This is a genomic window from Parabacteroides sp. APC149_11_2_Y6, from assembly GCF_054506995.1.
In genome coordinates this window covers 4,191,353-4,207,984 of the sequence record NZ_CP173709.1, presented here as the reverse complement: position 1 = coordinate 4,207,984, position 16,632 = coordinate 4,191,353, and the positions used below count along the sequence as shown (strand labels likewise).

Here is a 16,632-nt window from a genome sequence, read left to right as displayed (position 1 = left end):
GTGCATCGCTGCAAGAATACCATTATTATTCTGTTGTACTTATCTTCCGTTGGAAGCGGCAGGCAACTTTTGATAGTTGCGGAAAATAATCTGGTCGCGGATGAGGTCCGTTTCATACGAACCGCTAAAGTCCATCAATACGGTACCCAGATTTCCGGTAGCAGGAATTGAGGCTTCACGCCAGTATTGCTTGAAATTGCGAACCATGCCTTTGCCTCCTACCAGTATTTCTGAAAAGCCAACGTTGAAACTTGCAGCATACAACCAGGGATTAGGGATTTTCTGCCATGTATTGTACCCTGAAGTAAAGATGATATTCCAACGGTTTGCTCCGGAGGCTGTAGCCGAGGCCATCACTTTGGCAACTCCGTCTACTTTGTTTTCGGGTGTCTTCGTATATTCGTCACTCAGATAAATTTCAAACGGGAAGTCGCTATCGGTAATCACTGTCGTGTCGTCGTGCCAGTTAATTTGTGGGGCGTCTTTAATCCAACCCATCGAGCCTTCCGAACGGTCGCGTGTCACAACATATATTTTTCCACGAAGGTCGCCGATATTTTTTTCGGCGAACGTCTTATCGCATACTACTTTGCCTTGCCCGTAATCCTGGACGAATTTATTGAACTTGTTATTGAAATAATATTTGTCTTGTTCGTCACAGTTTTCATCTTTTACCATGGCAATAATAAATTCGCCGGGGTTCTCGTTCAGGAAACGCACGGCATCCTGCAAGAAGTCTTTCAGCGAGTTATGGCAATAAATGATACCGTGGTAAATCTTCATCTGGTCGCTGAGGCGCAGGTCGAATGTCCTTACTCCCCAGTTCATTTGTTCGAACCAATCCTGGCTTTGGCATTTGGCAGGGATGATAAGCGTGTTCCAGGTTCCGGCATCATGCGTGCCCGGCATACCGAGGTCGATAAACTTTTTGTTGTCGTCTACGTATGTCATCCATTTGGAGTAAGAAAATCCGTCAGGTTTCCAGGCATCCCGGATGTCCAGAAAGCCCATATGCCCCCATCCCGGTTGCGCGTAGGGTTCCATATAGTGGAATGCGCCGGCAAGCGCCCAGTTTGTTTGGGTAGCGGATTTGTTTACGCCCATTTTAATAAAGATGTTGGCAGTTTCATCCAGAAAGTTTTCGACATCCACTTTTTTTCCTCTGCCGTAAGCGGTAATGCTGTAGATAAGGGTGGTGCCATCCGTATCATAGAAATTAATTTCCTGGAGCCACGGATTGACATTGGAAGCCTGCCAGTTGAGTGCTACTCTTCCGCCGGGTTCGATAATACCGGAGCGCTTAGTCCCTTTGCCGTCCATGTCCCATTGGTCGCTATGTTCGGCTTTCCCGAACTCTACTATCCAGGAACGTGATGTGTTGTTGATTGCCGTGATATATTCGCCTTCGTCGAATGAAATCGAGGCTGTTTCGTCTGCATTTGCCTTTTGTAGTTCTTTCGGTTCATTGCTGTTCTGGCAGGATGTGGCAAGGAATCCTGTAGCTAAAGTAACCAGCAAGGTGGTTGCAAAAGATGAAAATCTGATGTTCTTCATGGTTATTCTGTTTATTCGGAAAATACTTAATAGGATTATGGTGGCAATTTAAAGAGATTTGACGAAATGAGAATGGATATTAGGGTTAATAATTCTTTAATAAAGAGGTGGTTATCGGATGAGTCGAGGAAGTGTGGTACTATATTGAAGATGAAATTCCAAGGCCGGTTCGTTGGTATGGACCGGCCTTGGGCTTCTGTCTGGGAATGTTTAATGTCTTTTATATATTATAAAACATCGATAGTCTTTTCCAAAGCCATGCTGTGAGAACCTTTTATCAGGATATGGTAGCCTTTCAATGGATTGGCTTTTAGTGCAGCAATCAGTTCTTCTGTTGTGGCAAAAGTGGAAAAATCTTTTCCTGCTTTAGTAAACTGTTCGCCGCAAAGAAGTACCTTATCGAAATTGGCTTTTTTGATTTGTTCGATTACTTCCTCATGCAGTTCGTCGCTGGCAGGTCCTAATTCGCGCATATCTCCGAGGATAATTGCTTTAGGGGTAACTTGCATGGCGGAAAAGTTTTCCAAAGCCGCTTTCATACTGCTGGGGTTGGCATTGTAAGCGTCGATAATCAATTCGTTAGCCTCTGTCTTTTTGAGTTGCGAGCGGTTGTTGGTCGGCTCATAGGCGGTTATGGCACGGCTGATTCGTTCAGCTGGTATTTTGAAGTAACGCCCTACGGCAACGGCTGCCAGTACATTATCCAGGTTGTAGGCCCCTATCAAATGGGTTTCCACGGTGTGTAGTTTTCCTTGTTGTTTCCAGTCGAAAGTAAGGAAAGGACTACAACTGATAACGTGTCCCGAAGCAAAAAAGGCTTCATTTGAGCCATAGGTGATTTGTTCGATACCCTGGGCTATTTCCGTCAAATATTTGTTATCGGCATTGATAAATATTTTCCCTTTTGAATGCCGGATGTAGTTGTACAGTTCCCCTTTGGTTTTCACTACATTCTCGAAAGAACCGAATCCTTCCAGATGGGCGCGACCCACATTTGTGATGATACCGTAGTTCGGGTTTACAATATCTGCCAGCTCTTTGATGTCCCCCGGGTGGCTGGCTCCCATTTCGATGACAGCCATTTCATGGTCGTGGGTCAAACGGAGCAGTGTGAGTGGAACTCCTATCTGGTTGTTCAGGTTGCCTTCTGTATATAACAGATTGTATTTGGAAGAGAGAACTGCAGCTAAAAGTTCTTTTGTTGTTGTTTTCCCGTTAGTTCCTGTGATACCAATAATAGGTATGCCGACAGTTTTACGATGGCGGTGTGCCAATTGTTGCATGGTCTTCAACACATCGTCCACCAGGATGGTACGTTCGCTGATGTAGTAGTCCGGATTATCGATTACTGCATATTGGCAGCCGGTGTCCAATGCCTTGGATGCAAATTTGTTACCATCGAACTTTTCACCTTTCAGGGCGAAAAAGATGGAACCGCGCGGGCAGTTGCGGCTATCGGTTGTCACTTTAGGGTGATGCAAAAATAATTCGTATAGTTCTGATATGGTCATATCCTTTATCCTCCGTAAATTCAGTTACAGTTATTTGCCGCAAATGTAGTAATTAAATGTTTTTCCAGTATCTTTGTCGAAAAGAAGATATAATGATGTTACATAAAACGCTCAATATAAAGGGAAAACTAACCTCACTCGATACTCCTTTAGTGATGGGAATCCTGAATGTGACTCCTGATTCTTTTTATGCGGACAGCCGTAAGCAAACCGAAGCAGCCATAGAAGAACGCATTCAAGCTATTTTATCGGAGGGTGGAACGATTATTGATGTCGGTGGGTATTCTTCCCGTCCGGATGCCGTAGAAGTCTCTTCGGAAGAGGAAATGAAACGTGTAGCTGTAGCTCTTGGCATATTGCAGCGGCATTATTCGGAGGTTGCTGTCTCCGTAGATACTTTCCGGGCGGATGTAGCCTGCTGTTCCGTGGAAAAATATGGAGCGGCCATTATAAACGATATATCCGGTGGTGAGCTGGATAAGGAAATGTTTCCGGCTGTTGCCTCATTAAATGTTCCTTATATTATGATGCATATGCGAGGAACTCCCCAGACCATGCAGCAGCATACGGATTACAAGGATATGATGGAAGATATTCTTTTATATTTTGCTGCAAAAGTGCGTGAACTTAATTTGATGGGGGTAAATGATATTGTACTCGACCCGGGTTTTGGTTTTAGTAAAACTCTGGATCAAAATTATCTTCTGATGGGGCACTTACACGAGTTCGATCAATTCGGGCTGCCTTTGTTGGTCGGTGTGTCGCGAAAGAGTATGATTTATAAGTTTTTGGGAGGAACTCCGTCCGAAAGTTTGAACGGGACAACGGTGTTAAATACGGTTGCCCTTTTAAATGGTGCGGATATTCTGCGTGTTCATGATGTGCGAGCAGCTGTTGAAGCAGTGAAAATTGTAGACAAATTGAAAAGGGAAGCTATATGTGGATGAATTTCGGAATAAAAGACCTTATAGATGTCTTATTGGTCGCTTTTTTCCTTTATCAGACCTATAAGTTGATGAAGAGTTCGGGCACGCTGGCTATTTTTAGTGGGGTCGTCTCGTTTATCGTTGTTTGGATATTAGTGTCCCAGGTGTTGGAAATGCGCTTGATGGGAGCGATCCTCGATAAATTTATCAGTGTAGGTTTTGTCGTTCTGGTTATTTTGTTTCAGGATGAAATCCGCCGTTTTTTGATGGCTTTAGGCTCCCACCGCGGATGGAAGTTCTTAGGGAACCTGTTTTCAAAACGTTCCGATGCAAACGAGAACGAAGGAAAGTTTGTTGCGCCGGTTGTTTTGGCATGTATGAATATGGCTAAGAAGAAAACCGGTGCCCTGATTTGTATTCAGCAAGATGTGGACCTGACCATTTATGAGCATACGGGAGAAATGTTTAATGCAGACGTAAACGCTCGTCTGATAGAAAATATATTTTTTAAGAATAGCCCTTTGCATGATGGGGCTATGATTATAGCGGACAACCGTATCAAGGCTGCCGGGTGTATTTTGCCGGTAGCCCAAAATGCCAATTTACCAAAAGATATGGGACTTCGGCATCGCTCGGGATTAGGCATGTCTTTGGAGACTGATGCCTTGATTATCATTGTTTCGGAGGAGCGAGGGAAGATATCGGTGGCACATAATGGGAAACTGGAAGTGAATGTTTCGGCAGAAGAATTGCAGCGAATACTGTCCGGAGAGCGGGAAGTTATAAATTATTGTTAAATGTTCTGAATCTGGTAGGTCTACATGTAAATCTTTTGCTGTTTTTGTAAACTCTATGTTGCATTATGCCTAATTTTGTACCCGAAAGACAGTGACATTTACTAAAAATATAAAAATAGATCTTCCGCTATGGATTTAATGCAAGAAATTATTGCGCGTGCTCAGGCAAACAAACAGCGTATCGTTCTTCCTGAAGGTACAGAAGAAAGAACATTGAAAGCTGCCGACCGTTTAATGGCCGACGGAGTTGCAGACATTATTTTGATTGGTGCTCCTGCTAAAATCAAAGAATTGGCAGCCGGATATGGTTTGAGCCATATTGACCAGGCTACAATTGTCGATCCGAAGAATCATGAAAAGAAGGCAGCATATGCCGACCTGCTTTTCCAACTACGCCAGAAAAAAGGTATGACGCCGGAAAAAGCTGCCGTATTGGTGGAAGATCCTTTGTATCTGGCTTGCCTGATGATTAAATCAGGTGATGCAGATGGTGAGATAGCCGGTGCACAAAATACTACAGGCGATGTGCTTCGTCCTGCTTTGCAGATTGTAAAGACTGCTCCGGGTATGAGTTGTGTGTCAGGTGCATTTATAATGTTTACGAAAACTCCCCAGTATGGAAAAGAGGGTATCCTGGTATTTGCCGATTGTGCTGTAATGCCGAACCCGAATGCACAGGAATTGGCAAGTATTGCTCTTGCAACTGCTACAACTGCCCGTGACATTGTAGGAATGGAACCGCGTGTAGCTATGTTGAGTTTCTCAACTAAAGGCAGTGCGTCACATGAAATGGTAGATAAAGTAGTGGAAGCTACCCGTCTTGCAAAAGAAATGGCACCCGATTTGAAGATTGACGGAGAATTGCAGGCCGATGCCGCTTTGGTAGAAAAAGTAGGTGCACAGAAGGCTCCGGGCAGTGAGATCGCCGGACAGGCAAATGTATTGGTATTCCCTACGTTGGAGGTCGGTAATATTGCTTATAAACTGGTACAGCGTTTAGGCGGTGCGGAAGCTGTTGGTCCTATCTTGCAGGGTATGGCTGCTCCTGTTAACGACTTGTCACGTGGTTGTTCAGTAGATGATATCTATAAAATGGTAGCTATTGCAAGTAATCAGGCTATCGGTTTAAAAGCGTCAAAATAATAAAGGATACAAAAAATAAAGAGATGAAGATATTAGTATTAAACTGCGGAAGCTCTTCTGTTAAGTACAAACTGTTCAATATGGACACCCATGAAGTACTGGCACAGGGTGGCGTGGAAAAGTTAGGATTACCCGGTTCTTTTTTGAAATTTACTTTGCCTGATGGTGAAAAAGTGATTCTGGAAAAAGACCTGCCGGAACATAATGCTGCAATTCAGTTTATTTTGAGTGTGCTGACTGACGAAAAATATGGCTGTATTAAATCGTATGATGAGATAGATGCTGTAGGTCATCGTGTAGTACACGGAGGTGAACAGTTTAGCAGTAGTGTTGAAATTACAAGTGAAGTTATTGGCAAGGTAGTAGAATGTATAGATCTTGCTCCTCTGCATAATCCACCGAATCTGAAAGGTATCCGTGCTATGAGCGCGTTGATTCCTGGTATTCGCCAGGTAGGCGTGTTTGATACGGCTTTCCATCAGACAATGCCGGATTATGCTTATATGTACGGTTTGCCTTATTCTTTGTATAAGAAATATGGTATCCGCCGTTATGGCTTCCATGGGACAAGCCATCGCTATGTATCCAAACGTGCTTGTGATATTCTTGGTGTTCCTTATGAAAAACAGCGTATTATTACAGCCCATGTAGGAAACGGTGGTTCTATTGCTGCAATTAAAGATGGAAAATGTATCGATACTTCTATGGGATTGACTCCGGTTGAAGGTTTGCTGATGGGTACACGTTGCGGTGATGTGGATGCCGGCGCTTTATCTTTTATCATGGATAAGGAAGGCTTGGATGCAAAAGGATTGTCTGACCTGATTAATAAGCAGAGTGGTGTACTGGGATTGTCCGGTCTGTCTTCCGATATGCGTGAAATAGAAGCTGCAGTCGCTGATGGTGATAAGAAAGCGATTTTGGCTCTTAACGTATATAATTACCGTATTAAGAAATATATCGGTGCTTATGCTGCCGCCATGGGCGGTTGCGATATTTTGGTATGGACAGGTGGAGTAGGTGAAAACCAATGGGCTACCCGTCGCGAAGTTTGCCAGAATATGGAATATATGGGCATGAAACTGGATGTGGAAAAGAATGAAGGCATGCGGGGTGAAGAAATGGTAATCAGTACTCCTGACAGTAAAGTTACTGTCATTGTCGTTCCTACAGACGAAGAGTATATGATTGCTTCCGATACGATGGATATATTAAGCAAATAAATATTCTAATCCTCACAGCTTACAAAACACAGGATTAGTGTTTAGGCAGTTCCGACACCGGTTGGAACTGCCTTTTTTTGTCTATCTATAAACGTTGTAAAAAAAGAATGCCAAAAGTGACACAGGTAATGGTGAAAAAACCGGTCACTTTTGACATCTGTCGAACTGATAAAATATAGTGAAAAAGGGTTAGTGAGAGCAAATGTAAAAGATGCAGTAAAAGGAGACAAGTATCCCTGTCCCATTTTGGAGCAAATGGGACTTATTGTTTTGAAATGGGACTTGTTCGAGGAAGAAGCAAACAGAATAAGTAATGATTTCAGGCAAGTACAGAGGCTATGTACATGTAGATCATCATCCCTATAATATCATTTGTGATCGTGATAAACGGACCGGTAGCCAGTGCCGGATCTATTTTGAAACGGTCGAGTGTCATCGGTACTAATGTGCCGAATATACTGGCAAACATAACAACCGCGAAGAGGCTTAAAGATACAGATGCTGTAATGCCGGGGTCTCCCAGGAAAAAGAAATTATAGATAAATACTACAATACTGATGATGCTGGCATTAATTAATGAGACAACGGATTCCTTTAATATCTGCGGAATTATATTGCCACCTTTCAGTGTGTTGTTGGCAAGGCCTTGTACAATGATAGCGGAAGATTGTATTCCGACATTTCCTCCGGTTCCCCCAATAAGTGGAATGAATAATGCCATTTTGGGGTTCATGGCAAAACTGCTTTCAAAATTTCCAAGTATGACCGAATTTCCAAGTCCTCCAATCATTCCGATTAATAACCAGGGCAAACGGGCGGCAGTCTGGGTGAATACATTGTCGGAAGTCTCGACGTCTTGTGAGATACCGGAAGCTAACTGGTAGTCGCGTTCATGTTGTTCACGTACTTCGTCCATTACGTCGTCGATGGTAATCCGACCAACCAATCGTCCGATGCTATCGACAACAGGTAGTGCAACCAAGTCGTATTTCTCGATTGTTTGGGTAACCTCTTCAATACTGTCGCTATCGCGGACTGAAATCGGTTCCTTCTTCATTACATGTTTTATTTTTGAAACGGAAGGATTCGTTATCAGTTTTTGAAGAGGAAGTACACCGCGAAGACGTTCATCGTCATCTACGACATATACGTAATAGATTTCGTCCATGTCTTCGGCTTGTTTACGCATCTCATCGATACATTTGGGCATACTCCAGTTCTCGTTGACAACGATCATCTCAGTACCCATCAAACCACCGGCGGTGTCTTCATCGTATTTTAACAAATCGACGATGTCTCCGGCTTGCTCGACATCTTCGATATGTGAGAGAATTTCTTCTTGGGTGTCTTCATCCAGCTCGCGCATCAAATCAACGGCATCGTCGGTTTCCATATTGTCGACGAAGCGTTTGGCAATTAATTCGTTGGGAAGTTCTTTCAGCAGTTTATGACGGTCTTCTTCATCCAGTTCCATCAATACGTCTGCCGCTTTTTCCCCGTCCATTAGAAGATAAAGGTAAATAGCTTCCTGCAAGTCGAGTTCCTTATAGGCTTCTGCTATATCTGCGGGATAAAGTTCTTTGAGAATACTCTTGATTTGAGCATCATCTTTTTCTGCAATGAATTTTTGCAGGTTGTCTATATACTCTTTAGTTAGTTCAATCATCTTTACTGCCTATAAGTTTATTTTAGATTTTTTTGCCTGATTATTGCATTGCAAAGATAATTCTAACGCAGAAAAAACACTTTATAATTACATGAATTTTGTTTTTTAATTATATTTGTCGTATCCTTGCCTAAAGATAAAGCACTGGCTTAAAGGATTACACTAGCAAAATTAATAATTGACCAAATGAGAAATGTTGTATTTGTATTATGTCTGCTGTTCTTATTGCAGGCTTGCGGAAATAAGGAAGAAAATGATGTTCAGAGTCGCCAAATGTACCAGGTTGCCAGTTTTGATTATTTTGCATCCGGAAAATATGAAGGAGTCTATCCGCTTAATAATTTGTTTGAAAAAGCAGACTTTGGTATAGGTACGGTAGATGGTCTGGATGGAGAAATGTATGTAAGAGATGGCAAAGCATACCGGATTATCTCTTCTGGGGAAGTTGTAGAAGTACCGTCATCTGCAATGTTGCCTTTTGCCATGATGTGCAAATTTAAACCGGATACCATGTTTCTTTATACAGGTAAGATGCCTGTTTATAAAAAGATAGATGAGTTGGTAAATGATTCTACGAAACTGTTGGCCATAGAAATAAAAGGAGTATATGCTTCACTAACAACCCGTTCCGTGCCCAAACAAGAAAAACCGTATAAGAATCTGTATGATATTATTGCGCATGATCAGGTTGTTTTTCATCCTGAAAACTTAAAAGGTACAGCGGTCGGATACCGGATTCCAGCTCGTTGTATAGCTGTAAATCCTACTGGATATCATATCCATTATGTATCGGAAAATGGAAAAGAAGGAGGACATGTATTGGCCTTTTCTACCGACAGTGTGATGGTTTCCATACAAGTACTTGATGATATAGAACTTGTATGGAATAATTAATTTAGTTATCTGCCGTTTTCAGGTGTCGCTCTGTTATGAGAGTCAGTTCGATAAATTGTTCTACGGATAATTGCTCCGGGCGTTTGTCAAAGACAGGCAGAGCGTAATCAGGACAGTCTTTTCCCAATATCGGTTTCATGGAATTACGAAGCGTTTTTCTACGTTGGTTAAAGGATGTTTTAACTACAGTTTTGAATAAAGACTGGTCACAACCCAGTTCTGTCCGGTTGTTCCGTGTCATGCGTATAACGGCACTTTTTACTTTTGGAGGGGGATTGAATACCGTTTCACTAACAGTAAAAAGATATTCGATGTCGTACCATGCCTGAAGCAGTACACTTAAGATTCCATATGTTTTACTTCCCGGACCTGCAGCTAAGCGTTCGGCAACCTCTTTTTGTATCATGCCTGAACAACAAGGAATATGTTCTTTATAATCAAGCACTTTAAAAAATATTTGGCTGGAAATATTGTAAGGATAGTTTCCAATAACGCAAAATTGCCCTGCAAATAATTTGCTGAGGTCTAACCGTAGAAAATCTTCGGCAAGAATCTTACCATCCAATGCAGGAAAGTTCTGTTCCAGATATGCGACAGATTCCAGATCGAGTTCAACAACAGTCAAGTCATGGTTTGCTTCCAGTAAGAATTGGGTGAGGACACCCATTCCCGGACCTATTTCCAATATGGGAAGGTTTTTATAGTCGGATAATGTATCCGCAATGCGTTTTGCTATTTGCAGATCTTTCAGGAAATGCTGTCCTAATGCTTTTTTGGGCTTAACTAATCTCATCCACTTTTTGGTATGATACGTTTGTATTTAAATATAATGTTTATCTTTGCAGACGTACAAAAATACGACAAATAATTTAAAGAATCCATGCACAATGAGTTTAAATACAATATTCCGTACGTTTCTTAAAATAGTCCTTCCTCTTGGTTTCGGTTGTGCTCTTCTCTGGTATTTATACAGTAATATGAACTTTAGTGAGATATGGGATGTCGTTCGTAAAGGTGTGCGTTATGATGTGATCCTGTTTTCTTTATTGTTCGGTTTGGGTGCCAATATTGTGCGTGGATTACGTTGGAAGTTATTGATAAACTCATTGGGGGACAAGATAAAAACAAGTGATGCTGTTTATGCTGTTTTAGGTAATTATGCGGTAAACTTGGTATTTCCCCGTGTTGGTGAGGTTTGGCGGTGTGGAGTGATCCATCGGTATGATAAAATATCTTTTACACGTCTGTTGGGAACCTTATTTGTCGACCGTTTGAGTGATACGATTATGGTCGGTTTGATTACTGTTTCAATCGTCCTTTTTAATTTTGATTTCTTTCGTGGATTCTTTGCGAAGAACCCGTCTTTGATAGAAGGATTCCATTCGATGTTCAATTCTATGTGGATTTATGTCGTTGCTGTAATTTTTATCCTTGGAATTTGGTTTGTTTTCACATTTATGAGTAACTTTACGTTGGTCAAAAAAGCTCGCTCGATATTGACCAATGTGTGGGAAGGAATGAAGAGCATCTGGCTGCTAAAGCAGAAGAAACTGTTCATCCTGCAGACATTGCTACTTTGGTGTGGTTATTTCTGCTATTTTTATATAACATTCTATGCATTTGGTTTTACCCGTGACTTGGGTATTACGATAGGGCTGATTACTTTTACGATGAGTAGTATTGCTGTGGCAGTTCCTGTTCAGGCAGGTATTGGTCCTTGGCATTTCATGGTAATAGCGACATTGGTGAATTTTGGAGTGAAAGAAGTTGATGCGGCGGCTTTTGCTCTGGTTGTACATACTGTTCAGACTATCTGGTTGGGAATAACTGGTTTGTTCGGGGTTGTTGCATTATCATTAAAAAACAGAGCTAAAAGCGAGGCTGTACAAGTGAATAATTAAGCTTGTTCTCCTCGTAAATGATAAATAGCTAATTACAAACTCAAATTGGTAAAAGCAGATTATTTGCATCTTTTAGTGCTTTTAGTTTGTTCTTATCAGTAAAAAACAATTGTATTTATGTCAGCAGAAATCAAAAGTCTTTCTCCGCAACCTGTTTGGGAATATTTTTATGCCCTGACACAAATTCCTCGTCCGACCGGACATATGGAAGCGGTAACCCGTTTTATGGTAGATTTTGGAAAAAGTTTAGGTCTGGAAACTTTACAGGACGAAGTGGGAAACGTTTTGATTCGTAAGCCGGCTTTTTCAGGGATGGAAGGTCGTAAGACTGTAACTTTGCAATCCCATCTGGATATGGTACCTCAGAAAAATTCATCAGTTAAACATGATTTCCTGGTAGATCCGATAGATGCTTATATAGATGGCGACTGGGTAAGAGCACGCGAAACTACTTTGGGTGCGGATAATGGCATGGGTGCCGCTTTTGCTATGGCTGCACTTGCTGATAAGAATTTGAAACACGGACCACTGGAAGCTTTATTTACAATAAATGAAGAAGTAGGCATGGATGGCGCTTTTGGTTTAAAAGCCGGTTTCCTGAAAGGTGATATATTATTGAATTGTGATTCAGAAAAGGAAGGTGAATTATTTGTGGGATGTGCTGGCGGTGCAGACCTGAATATATCCATGCAATTTAAAGAAGATACTTATATTCCAGAAGGAGATGTAGCGGTAAAAATCAGCTTGACTGGTTTGAAGGGCGGTCACTCCGGTGTAGATATTCATTTGGGACGTGCCAATGCTAATAAATTAATTTTCCGTTTCCTGAAAGATGCAGTACGTGATTATGGTGCACGTTTATCCGTTATTGAGGGTGGTTCGTTGCGAAATGCTATTCCGCGTGAAGCGTTTGCTATATTGACAATTCCTGGTGATAATGTGGAGGCTTTGTGGGAATTTGTTTCTGATTATCAGGAAATATTCCGTGAAGAATACAAAGGCATAGAAGAAAATATCAGTTTTGTCGCTGAAATGACGGATATGCCGGCAACCTTAATTCCTGAAGAAATTCAGGATGATTTGATTAATGCCGTAGAAGGCTGTCAGAATGGAGTCATCAGCATGCTGGTTGATTTCCCGGGGACGGTAGAGTCTTCTACTAATCTGGCAATTGTAAAATCGTCTAATGAATTGATTGAAATCCAGATATTGGTGAGAAGTTCTTCCGATAGCCGGAAAGAGGCTGTTTGCTCAAGCTTGGAGAGTGTGTTCTCGATGGCAGGTGCGAAAGTCGAATATGGCAGCGCTTATGGCGGCTGGCAGCCCAATATCAATTCTCCGGTTCTGAAAGTGATGGAACAAACCTGGCAGGATCTGTATGGTAAGAAGCCGGATGTAAAAGTTATGCATGCCGGTTTGGAATGCGGAATTATCCAGGAGACGTATCCGAATATGGATATGATTTCTATCGGTCCGGATTTGGAGCATCCGCATTCTCCGGACGAACGGGTTGGAATCGCGTCTGTTCAACATATCTGGGATTTTATCGTTGCTGCCTTATCTCGAATTTAACAATTAACGGTTGATATATATTTCATACCTCCTGCTAACAAAAAGCAGGAGGTTTTTTGTTAGCAGGGCTACTTCCATTGAAGAATGCCTCCGGAAAACTATATTATCTCCCGTTATTTCTTTACATTTGCCACAAAAAAAATAGAGCGATTATGGCGGAATGCAAGGATGACCACATCTTAAATTCAATCAACTATCCGGAGGATCTGAGAAAATTAGATCCTAAACGGTTGGAGGAAGTATGTGCAGAGTTGCGTCAATATATAATAGATATACTTTCCGAAAATCCGGGACATCTGGGTGCGAGCCTGGGTACAGTAGAGTTAACAGTTGCATTACATTATGTTTTTAATACTCCTTATGACCGTATTGTATGGGATGTAGGTCATCAGGCCTACGGACATAAAATATTGACCGGGCGAAGAGACTCTTTTCATACACTCCGTAAACATGGAGGAATAAGCGGTTTTCCGAATCCGGACGAAAGCCCTTTTGATGCTTTTATTGCAGGGCATGCATCAACTTCTATTTCGGCAGCTATGGGTATGTCGGTCGCTTCGGCTCTAAAGAATGAGCAAGACAGGCATGTGATTGCAGTTATAGGAGATGGGGCTATGACAGGAGGTCTGGCATTTGAAGGTTTGAACAATGCTTCTGCCAATCCTAATAATCTGTTGATCATATTGAATGATAATGATATGGCGATAGACCATTCGGTTGGTGGTTTGAGCCAGTATCTGGTGGATATAACGACCAGTCAGACTTACAATAAGATGCGTTATGATGTGTATCGCGGTTTGCGTAAGATGAAATTGATAAATGATGACCGTCGTGAGAATATCCTCCGTTTTAACAATAGCTTGAAAGCATTGCTTACACAGCAGCATAATTTGTTTGAAGGTTTCAGTATCCGTTATTTCGGTCCGATAGACGGGCATGATATCCATTATTTGCTGAAAGTCCTGAATGATATAAAAGATATGCAGGGTCCCAAGTTGTTGCATATTAAAACGAAAAAAGGAAAAGGCTTTAAACCTGCGGAAGAATCTGCTACGGAGTGGCATGCTCCAGGACTGTTTAACAAGGAGACAGGAGAGCGTATCATCGTTCATAAACTGGATGAACCACAACTTTACCAAGATGTTTTCGGACATACCTTAGTGGAATTGGCAGAACAGGATGAACGTATTGTGGGTATTACTCCTGCTATGCCTACCGGTTGTTCCATGACTTATATGATGAAAGCTTTTCCGCAGCGTGCATTTGATGTGGGTATTGCAGAAGGACATGCTGTGACATTCTCTGCCGGATTGGCAAAGGAAGGAATGATACCGTTCTGTAATATTTATTCCTCTTTTATGCAGCGGGCTTATGATATGGTGATTCATGACGTGGCAATTCAGAAACTTCATATGGTGATGTGTCTCGACCGTGCCGGATTGGTAGGGGAGGATGGAGCTACCCATCATGGCGTATTTGATTTAGCTTGTTTGCGCCCGGTGCCTAATCTGGTTATTTCATCCCCATTGAATGAATGGGACTTGCGTAACTTAATGTATACCGGGTATAAAGCGTGCGACGGTCCGTTTGTGATTCGCTATCCGCGTGGAAAAGGAGAGAAGAAAGATTGGCGTAATCCGATGCAGATTTTACCGATAGGAAAAGGCAAGAAGCTGCGTGAAGGGAATGACTTGGCAATACTCTCGTTGGGACCGATTGGAAATGAAGTAATAAAAGCGATAAAAGAGTTGGAAGGAGAAAGTATCTCGGTCGCACATTATGATATGATTTATTTGAAACCGATAGATGAAGAACTTTTGCATGAGATCGCTAAGAAGTTCTCCCGTATCATAACGGTGGAAAATGGTGTTATACAAGGAGGCCTGGGAAGTGCAGTCCTTGAATTTATGGCAGACAATGATTATACGACGCATGTAAAACGGATAGGTGTTCCGGATTCGTTTATTGAACACGGTTCTGTAAACGAACAATATAAGTTGTGTGGTATCGATGCTTCTAGCATCGCAGGCCTGTTGAGAATTGAGTATGAAAAATTGAATAAGAAAAATTGACAAACCGCTTGGTATATGTCAGTTATTGAAGTATGAAAATTATTATAGCCGGAGCAGGTGAAGTCGGGACTCATTTAGCAAAAATGTTGTCACAAGAGAAACAGGATATTATCCTGATGGACCCGAATGAAGAGCGTTTGAATTTTACAAATTCAAGTATGGAAGTATTACCAATGGTAGGTAACCCTACATCTATACGTGATTTGGAAGAAGCAGGAATCCGGAAAGCGGACTTGTTTATCAGTGTGACACCAGAAGAGACTACAAATGTTACAGCCAGTATCCTGGCATCCAAATTAGGGGCCCGCAAGACGCTTACCCGTATCAATAATTATGAGTATTTGCTGCCAAAGAATAAGGAGTTGTTTGAAAAAATGGGGATTAATTCGATGATTTACCCGGAAATGCTGGCCGCGAAAGAAATAGTGACGGCAGTACGTCGTCCGTGGGCACGCCAGTATTGGGAATTGTTCGGAGGTGCTCTTATCCTGATTGGTGTGAAAGTCAGAGACAACTCAAGATTGGTAGATAAACTTCTTTCCGAATTGTTGAATGAGCAGAAATTATATCATATAGTGGCTATCAAGCGACAAAATGAAACTGTTATACCGCGTGGTACAGATAAGATTTTGTCGGGAGATATCGTTTTCTTCACAACAACGAAAGATTATGTGGAAGATGTACGGATGCACGCCGGGAAAAAAGACCCGGAAGTAAAAAAAGTGATAATTATGGGAGGAAGCCGTATTGCCATACGTGCCTGTCAGTACCTCCCTAATAATATCCGCGTAAAAGTTATTGAAACCAATAAGGAAAAGAGTCATCGCATTGCTGAAGTAGTTCCCAGCAATGTTTTGATTATAAACGGTGACGGTCGAGATACGGATTTGTTGATGCAGGAAGGCATTCAGGATGCACAGGCTTTTATTGCATTGACGGAAAATTCCAGTACGAACATACTGGCTTGCTTGGCTGCAAAACGTTATGGAGTATTCAAAACAATCGCAAAGATAGAAAATATTGATTATATCCCTTTGGGAGAAAGTATGGATATCGGTTCTGTAATTAATAAGAAACTGATTGCTGCAAGTTATATCTACCAGTTTCTGTTGGATGCGGATGTTTCGAATGTGAAATGCCTTACTTTTGCAAATGCAGACGTGGCTGAGTTGGTTGCGCGTCCGAATTCCAAGATAACCCGGAAGCAAGTGAAAGATTTACATTTGCCGAAAGACATGACATTAGGAGGGTTAATCCGTGATGGGATTCCAATGATGATTAAAGGTGATACCCAGATACAGGCATACGACCATGTAGTTGTATTCTGCCTGGATACGGCTATGCGCAAATTAGAAGACTTCTTTAATTAAAGT

General features: G+C 41.8%; 13 protein-coding genes. 9 read left to right on the top strand and 4 right to left on the bottom strand.

The window, feature by feature from the left end; genetic code table 11:
• Window positions 1-39 precede the first annotated feature (39 nt).
• Together ACGE0T_RS17540 and ACGE0T_RS17535 are read right to left on the bottom strand one after the other, a co-directional pair.
• Window positions 40-1,554, bottom strand: a complete 1,515-nt coding sequence (locus tag ACGE0T_RS17540; RefSeq protein ID WP_459187871.1) for a phosphatidylinositol-specific phospholipase C domain-containing protein — start codon at window positions 1,552-1,554, stop codon at window positions 40-42.
• A 227-nt stretch (window positions 1,555-1,781) separates the two neighbouring features.
• On the bottom strand, window positions 1,782-3,065 hold the full coding sequence (locus tag ACGE0T_RS17535) for a UDP-N-acetylmuramoyl-tripeptide--D-alanyl-D-alanine ligase (RefSeq protein ID WP_459187870.1): 1,284 nt from the start codon (window positions 3,063-3,065) through the stop codon (window positions 1,782-1,784).
• Window positions 3,066-3,160: 95 nt separating this feature from the next.
• Here ACGE0T_RS17535 and folP point away from each other — a divergent pair, with 95 nt between their 5' ends.
• The 4 genes from folP (at window position 3,161) to ACGE0T_RS17515 (ending at window position 7,154) form a co-directional block, all read left to right on the top strand.
• Window positions 3,161-4,012 (top strand): dihydropteroate synthase, encoded by an 852-nt coding sequence (gene folP, locus ACGE0T_RS17530; RefSeq protein WP_459190504.1) that lies wholly within the window; start codon window positions 3,161-3,163, stop codon window positions 4,010-4,012.
• Window positions 4,003-4,788, top strand: a complete 786-nt coding sequence (cdaA, locus tag ACGE0T_RS17525) for a diadenylate cyclase CdaA (protein WP_459187869.1) — start codon at window positions 4,003-4,005, stop codon at window positions 4,786-4,788. Before folP ends, cdaA begins: the two co-directional genes overlap by 10 nt.
• A 129-nt stretch (window positions 4,789-4,917) precedes the next feature.
• Window positions 4,918-5,931 carry a phosphate acetyltransferase gene (gene pta / locus ACGE0T_RS17520; RefSeq protein WP_459187868.1) on the top strand — a complete coding sequence of 338 codons (1,014 nt, stop codon included), beginning with the start codon at window positions 4,918-4,920 and terminating at the stop codon, window positions 5,929-5,931.
• Between the two features lie 23 nt (window positions 5,932-5,954).
• Window positions 5,955-7,154 carry an acetate kinase gene (locus tag ACGE0T_RS17515; RefSeq protein WP_459187867.1) on the top strand — a complete coding sequence of 400 codons (1,200 nt, stop codon included), beginning with the start codon at window positions 5,955-5,957 and terminating at the stop codon, window positions 7,152-7,154.
• A gap of 319 nt (window positions 7,155-7,473) precedes the next feature.
• On the opposite strand, the gene mgtE is transcribed toward ACGE0T_RS17515, so the two are convergent.
• Window positions 7,474-8,820: a magnesium transporter gene (mgtE, locus tag ACGE0T_RS17510; RefSeq protein WP_459187866.1), complete on the bottom strand. Its 1,347-nt coding sequence runs from the start codon at window positions 8,818-8,820 to the stop codon at window positions 7,474-7,476.
• A gap of 186 nt (window positions 8,821-9,006) precedes the next feature.
• On the opposite strand from mgtE, the gene ACGE0T_RS17505 reads away from it, so the two are divergent.
• Window positions 9,007-9,714 carry an acetolactate decarboxylase gene (locus ACGE0T_RS17505; protein WP_459187865.1) on the top strand — a complete coding sequence of 236 codons (708 nt, stop codon included), beginning with the start codon at window positions 9,007-9,009 and terminating at the stop codon, window positions 9,712-9,714.
• Between the two features lies 1 nt (window position 9,715).
• On the opposite strand, the gene rsmA is transcribed toward ACGE0T_RS17505, so the two are convergent.
• Window positions 9,716-10,507, bottom strand: coding sequence for a 16S rRNA (adenine(1518)-N(6)/adenine(1519)-N(6))-dimethyltransferase RsmA (rsmA, locus tag ACGE0T_RS17500; protein WP_459187864.1), 792 nt, complete (start codon window positions 10,505-10,507; stop codon window positions 9,716-9,718).
• Window positions 10,508-10,601: 94 nt separating this feature from the next.
• On the opposite strand from rsmA, the gene ACGE0T_RS17495 reads away from it, so the two are divergent.
• The 4 genes from ACGE0T_RS17495 to trkA all read left to right on the top strand — a co-directional run bounded on the left by ACGE0T_RS17495 (window position 10,602) and on the right by trkA (window position 16,629).
• Complete coding sequence (locus tag ACGE0T_RS17495; RefSeq protein WP_459187863.1) at window positions 10,602-11,615, top strand: lysylphosphatidylglycerol synthase transmembrane domain-containing protein; 1,014 nt, start codon at window positions 10,602-10,604, stop codon at window positions 11,613-11,615.
• 117 nt (window positions 11,616-11,732) lie between these two features.
• Window positions 11,733-13,187 carry an aminoacyl-histidine dipeptidase gene (locus ACGE0T_RS17490; RefSeq protein ID WP_459187862.1) on the top strand — a complete coding sequence of 485 codons (1,455 nt, stop codon included), beginning with the start codon at window positions 11,733-11,735 and terminating at the stop codon, window positions 13,185-13,187.
• Window positions 13,188-13,339: 152 nt separating this feature from the next.
• Window positions 13,340-15,259: a 1-deoxy-D-xylulose-5-phosphate synthase gene (gene dxs / locus ACGE0T_RS17485; protein WP_459187861.1), complete on the top strand. Its 1,920-nt coding sequence runs from the start codon at window positions 13,340-13,342 to the stop codon at window positions 15,257-15,259.
• 32 nt (window positions 15,260-15,291) lie between these two features.
• Window positions 15,292-16,629 carry a Trk system potassium transporter TrkA gene (gene trkA, locus ACGE0T_RS17480; RefSeq protein ID WP_459187860.1) on the top strand — a complete coding sequence of 446 codons (1,338 nt, stop codon included), beginning with the start codon at window positions 15,292-15,294 and terminating at the stop codon, window positions 16,627-16,629.
• Window positions 16,630-16,632 lie beyond the last annotated feature (3 nt).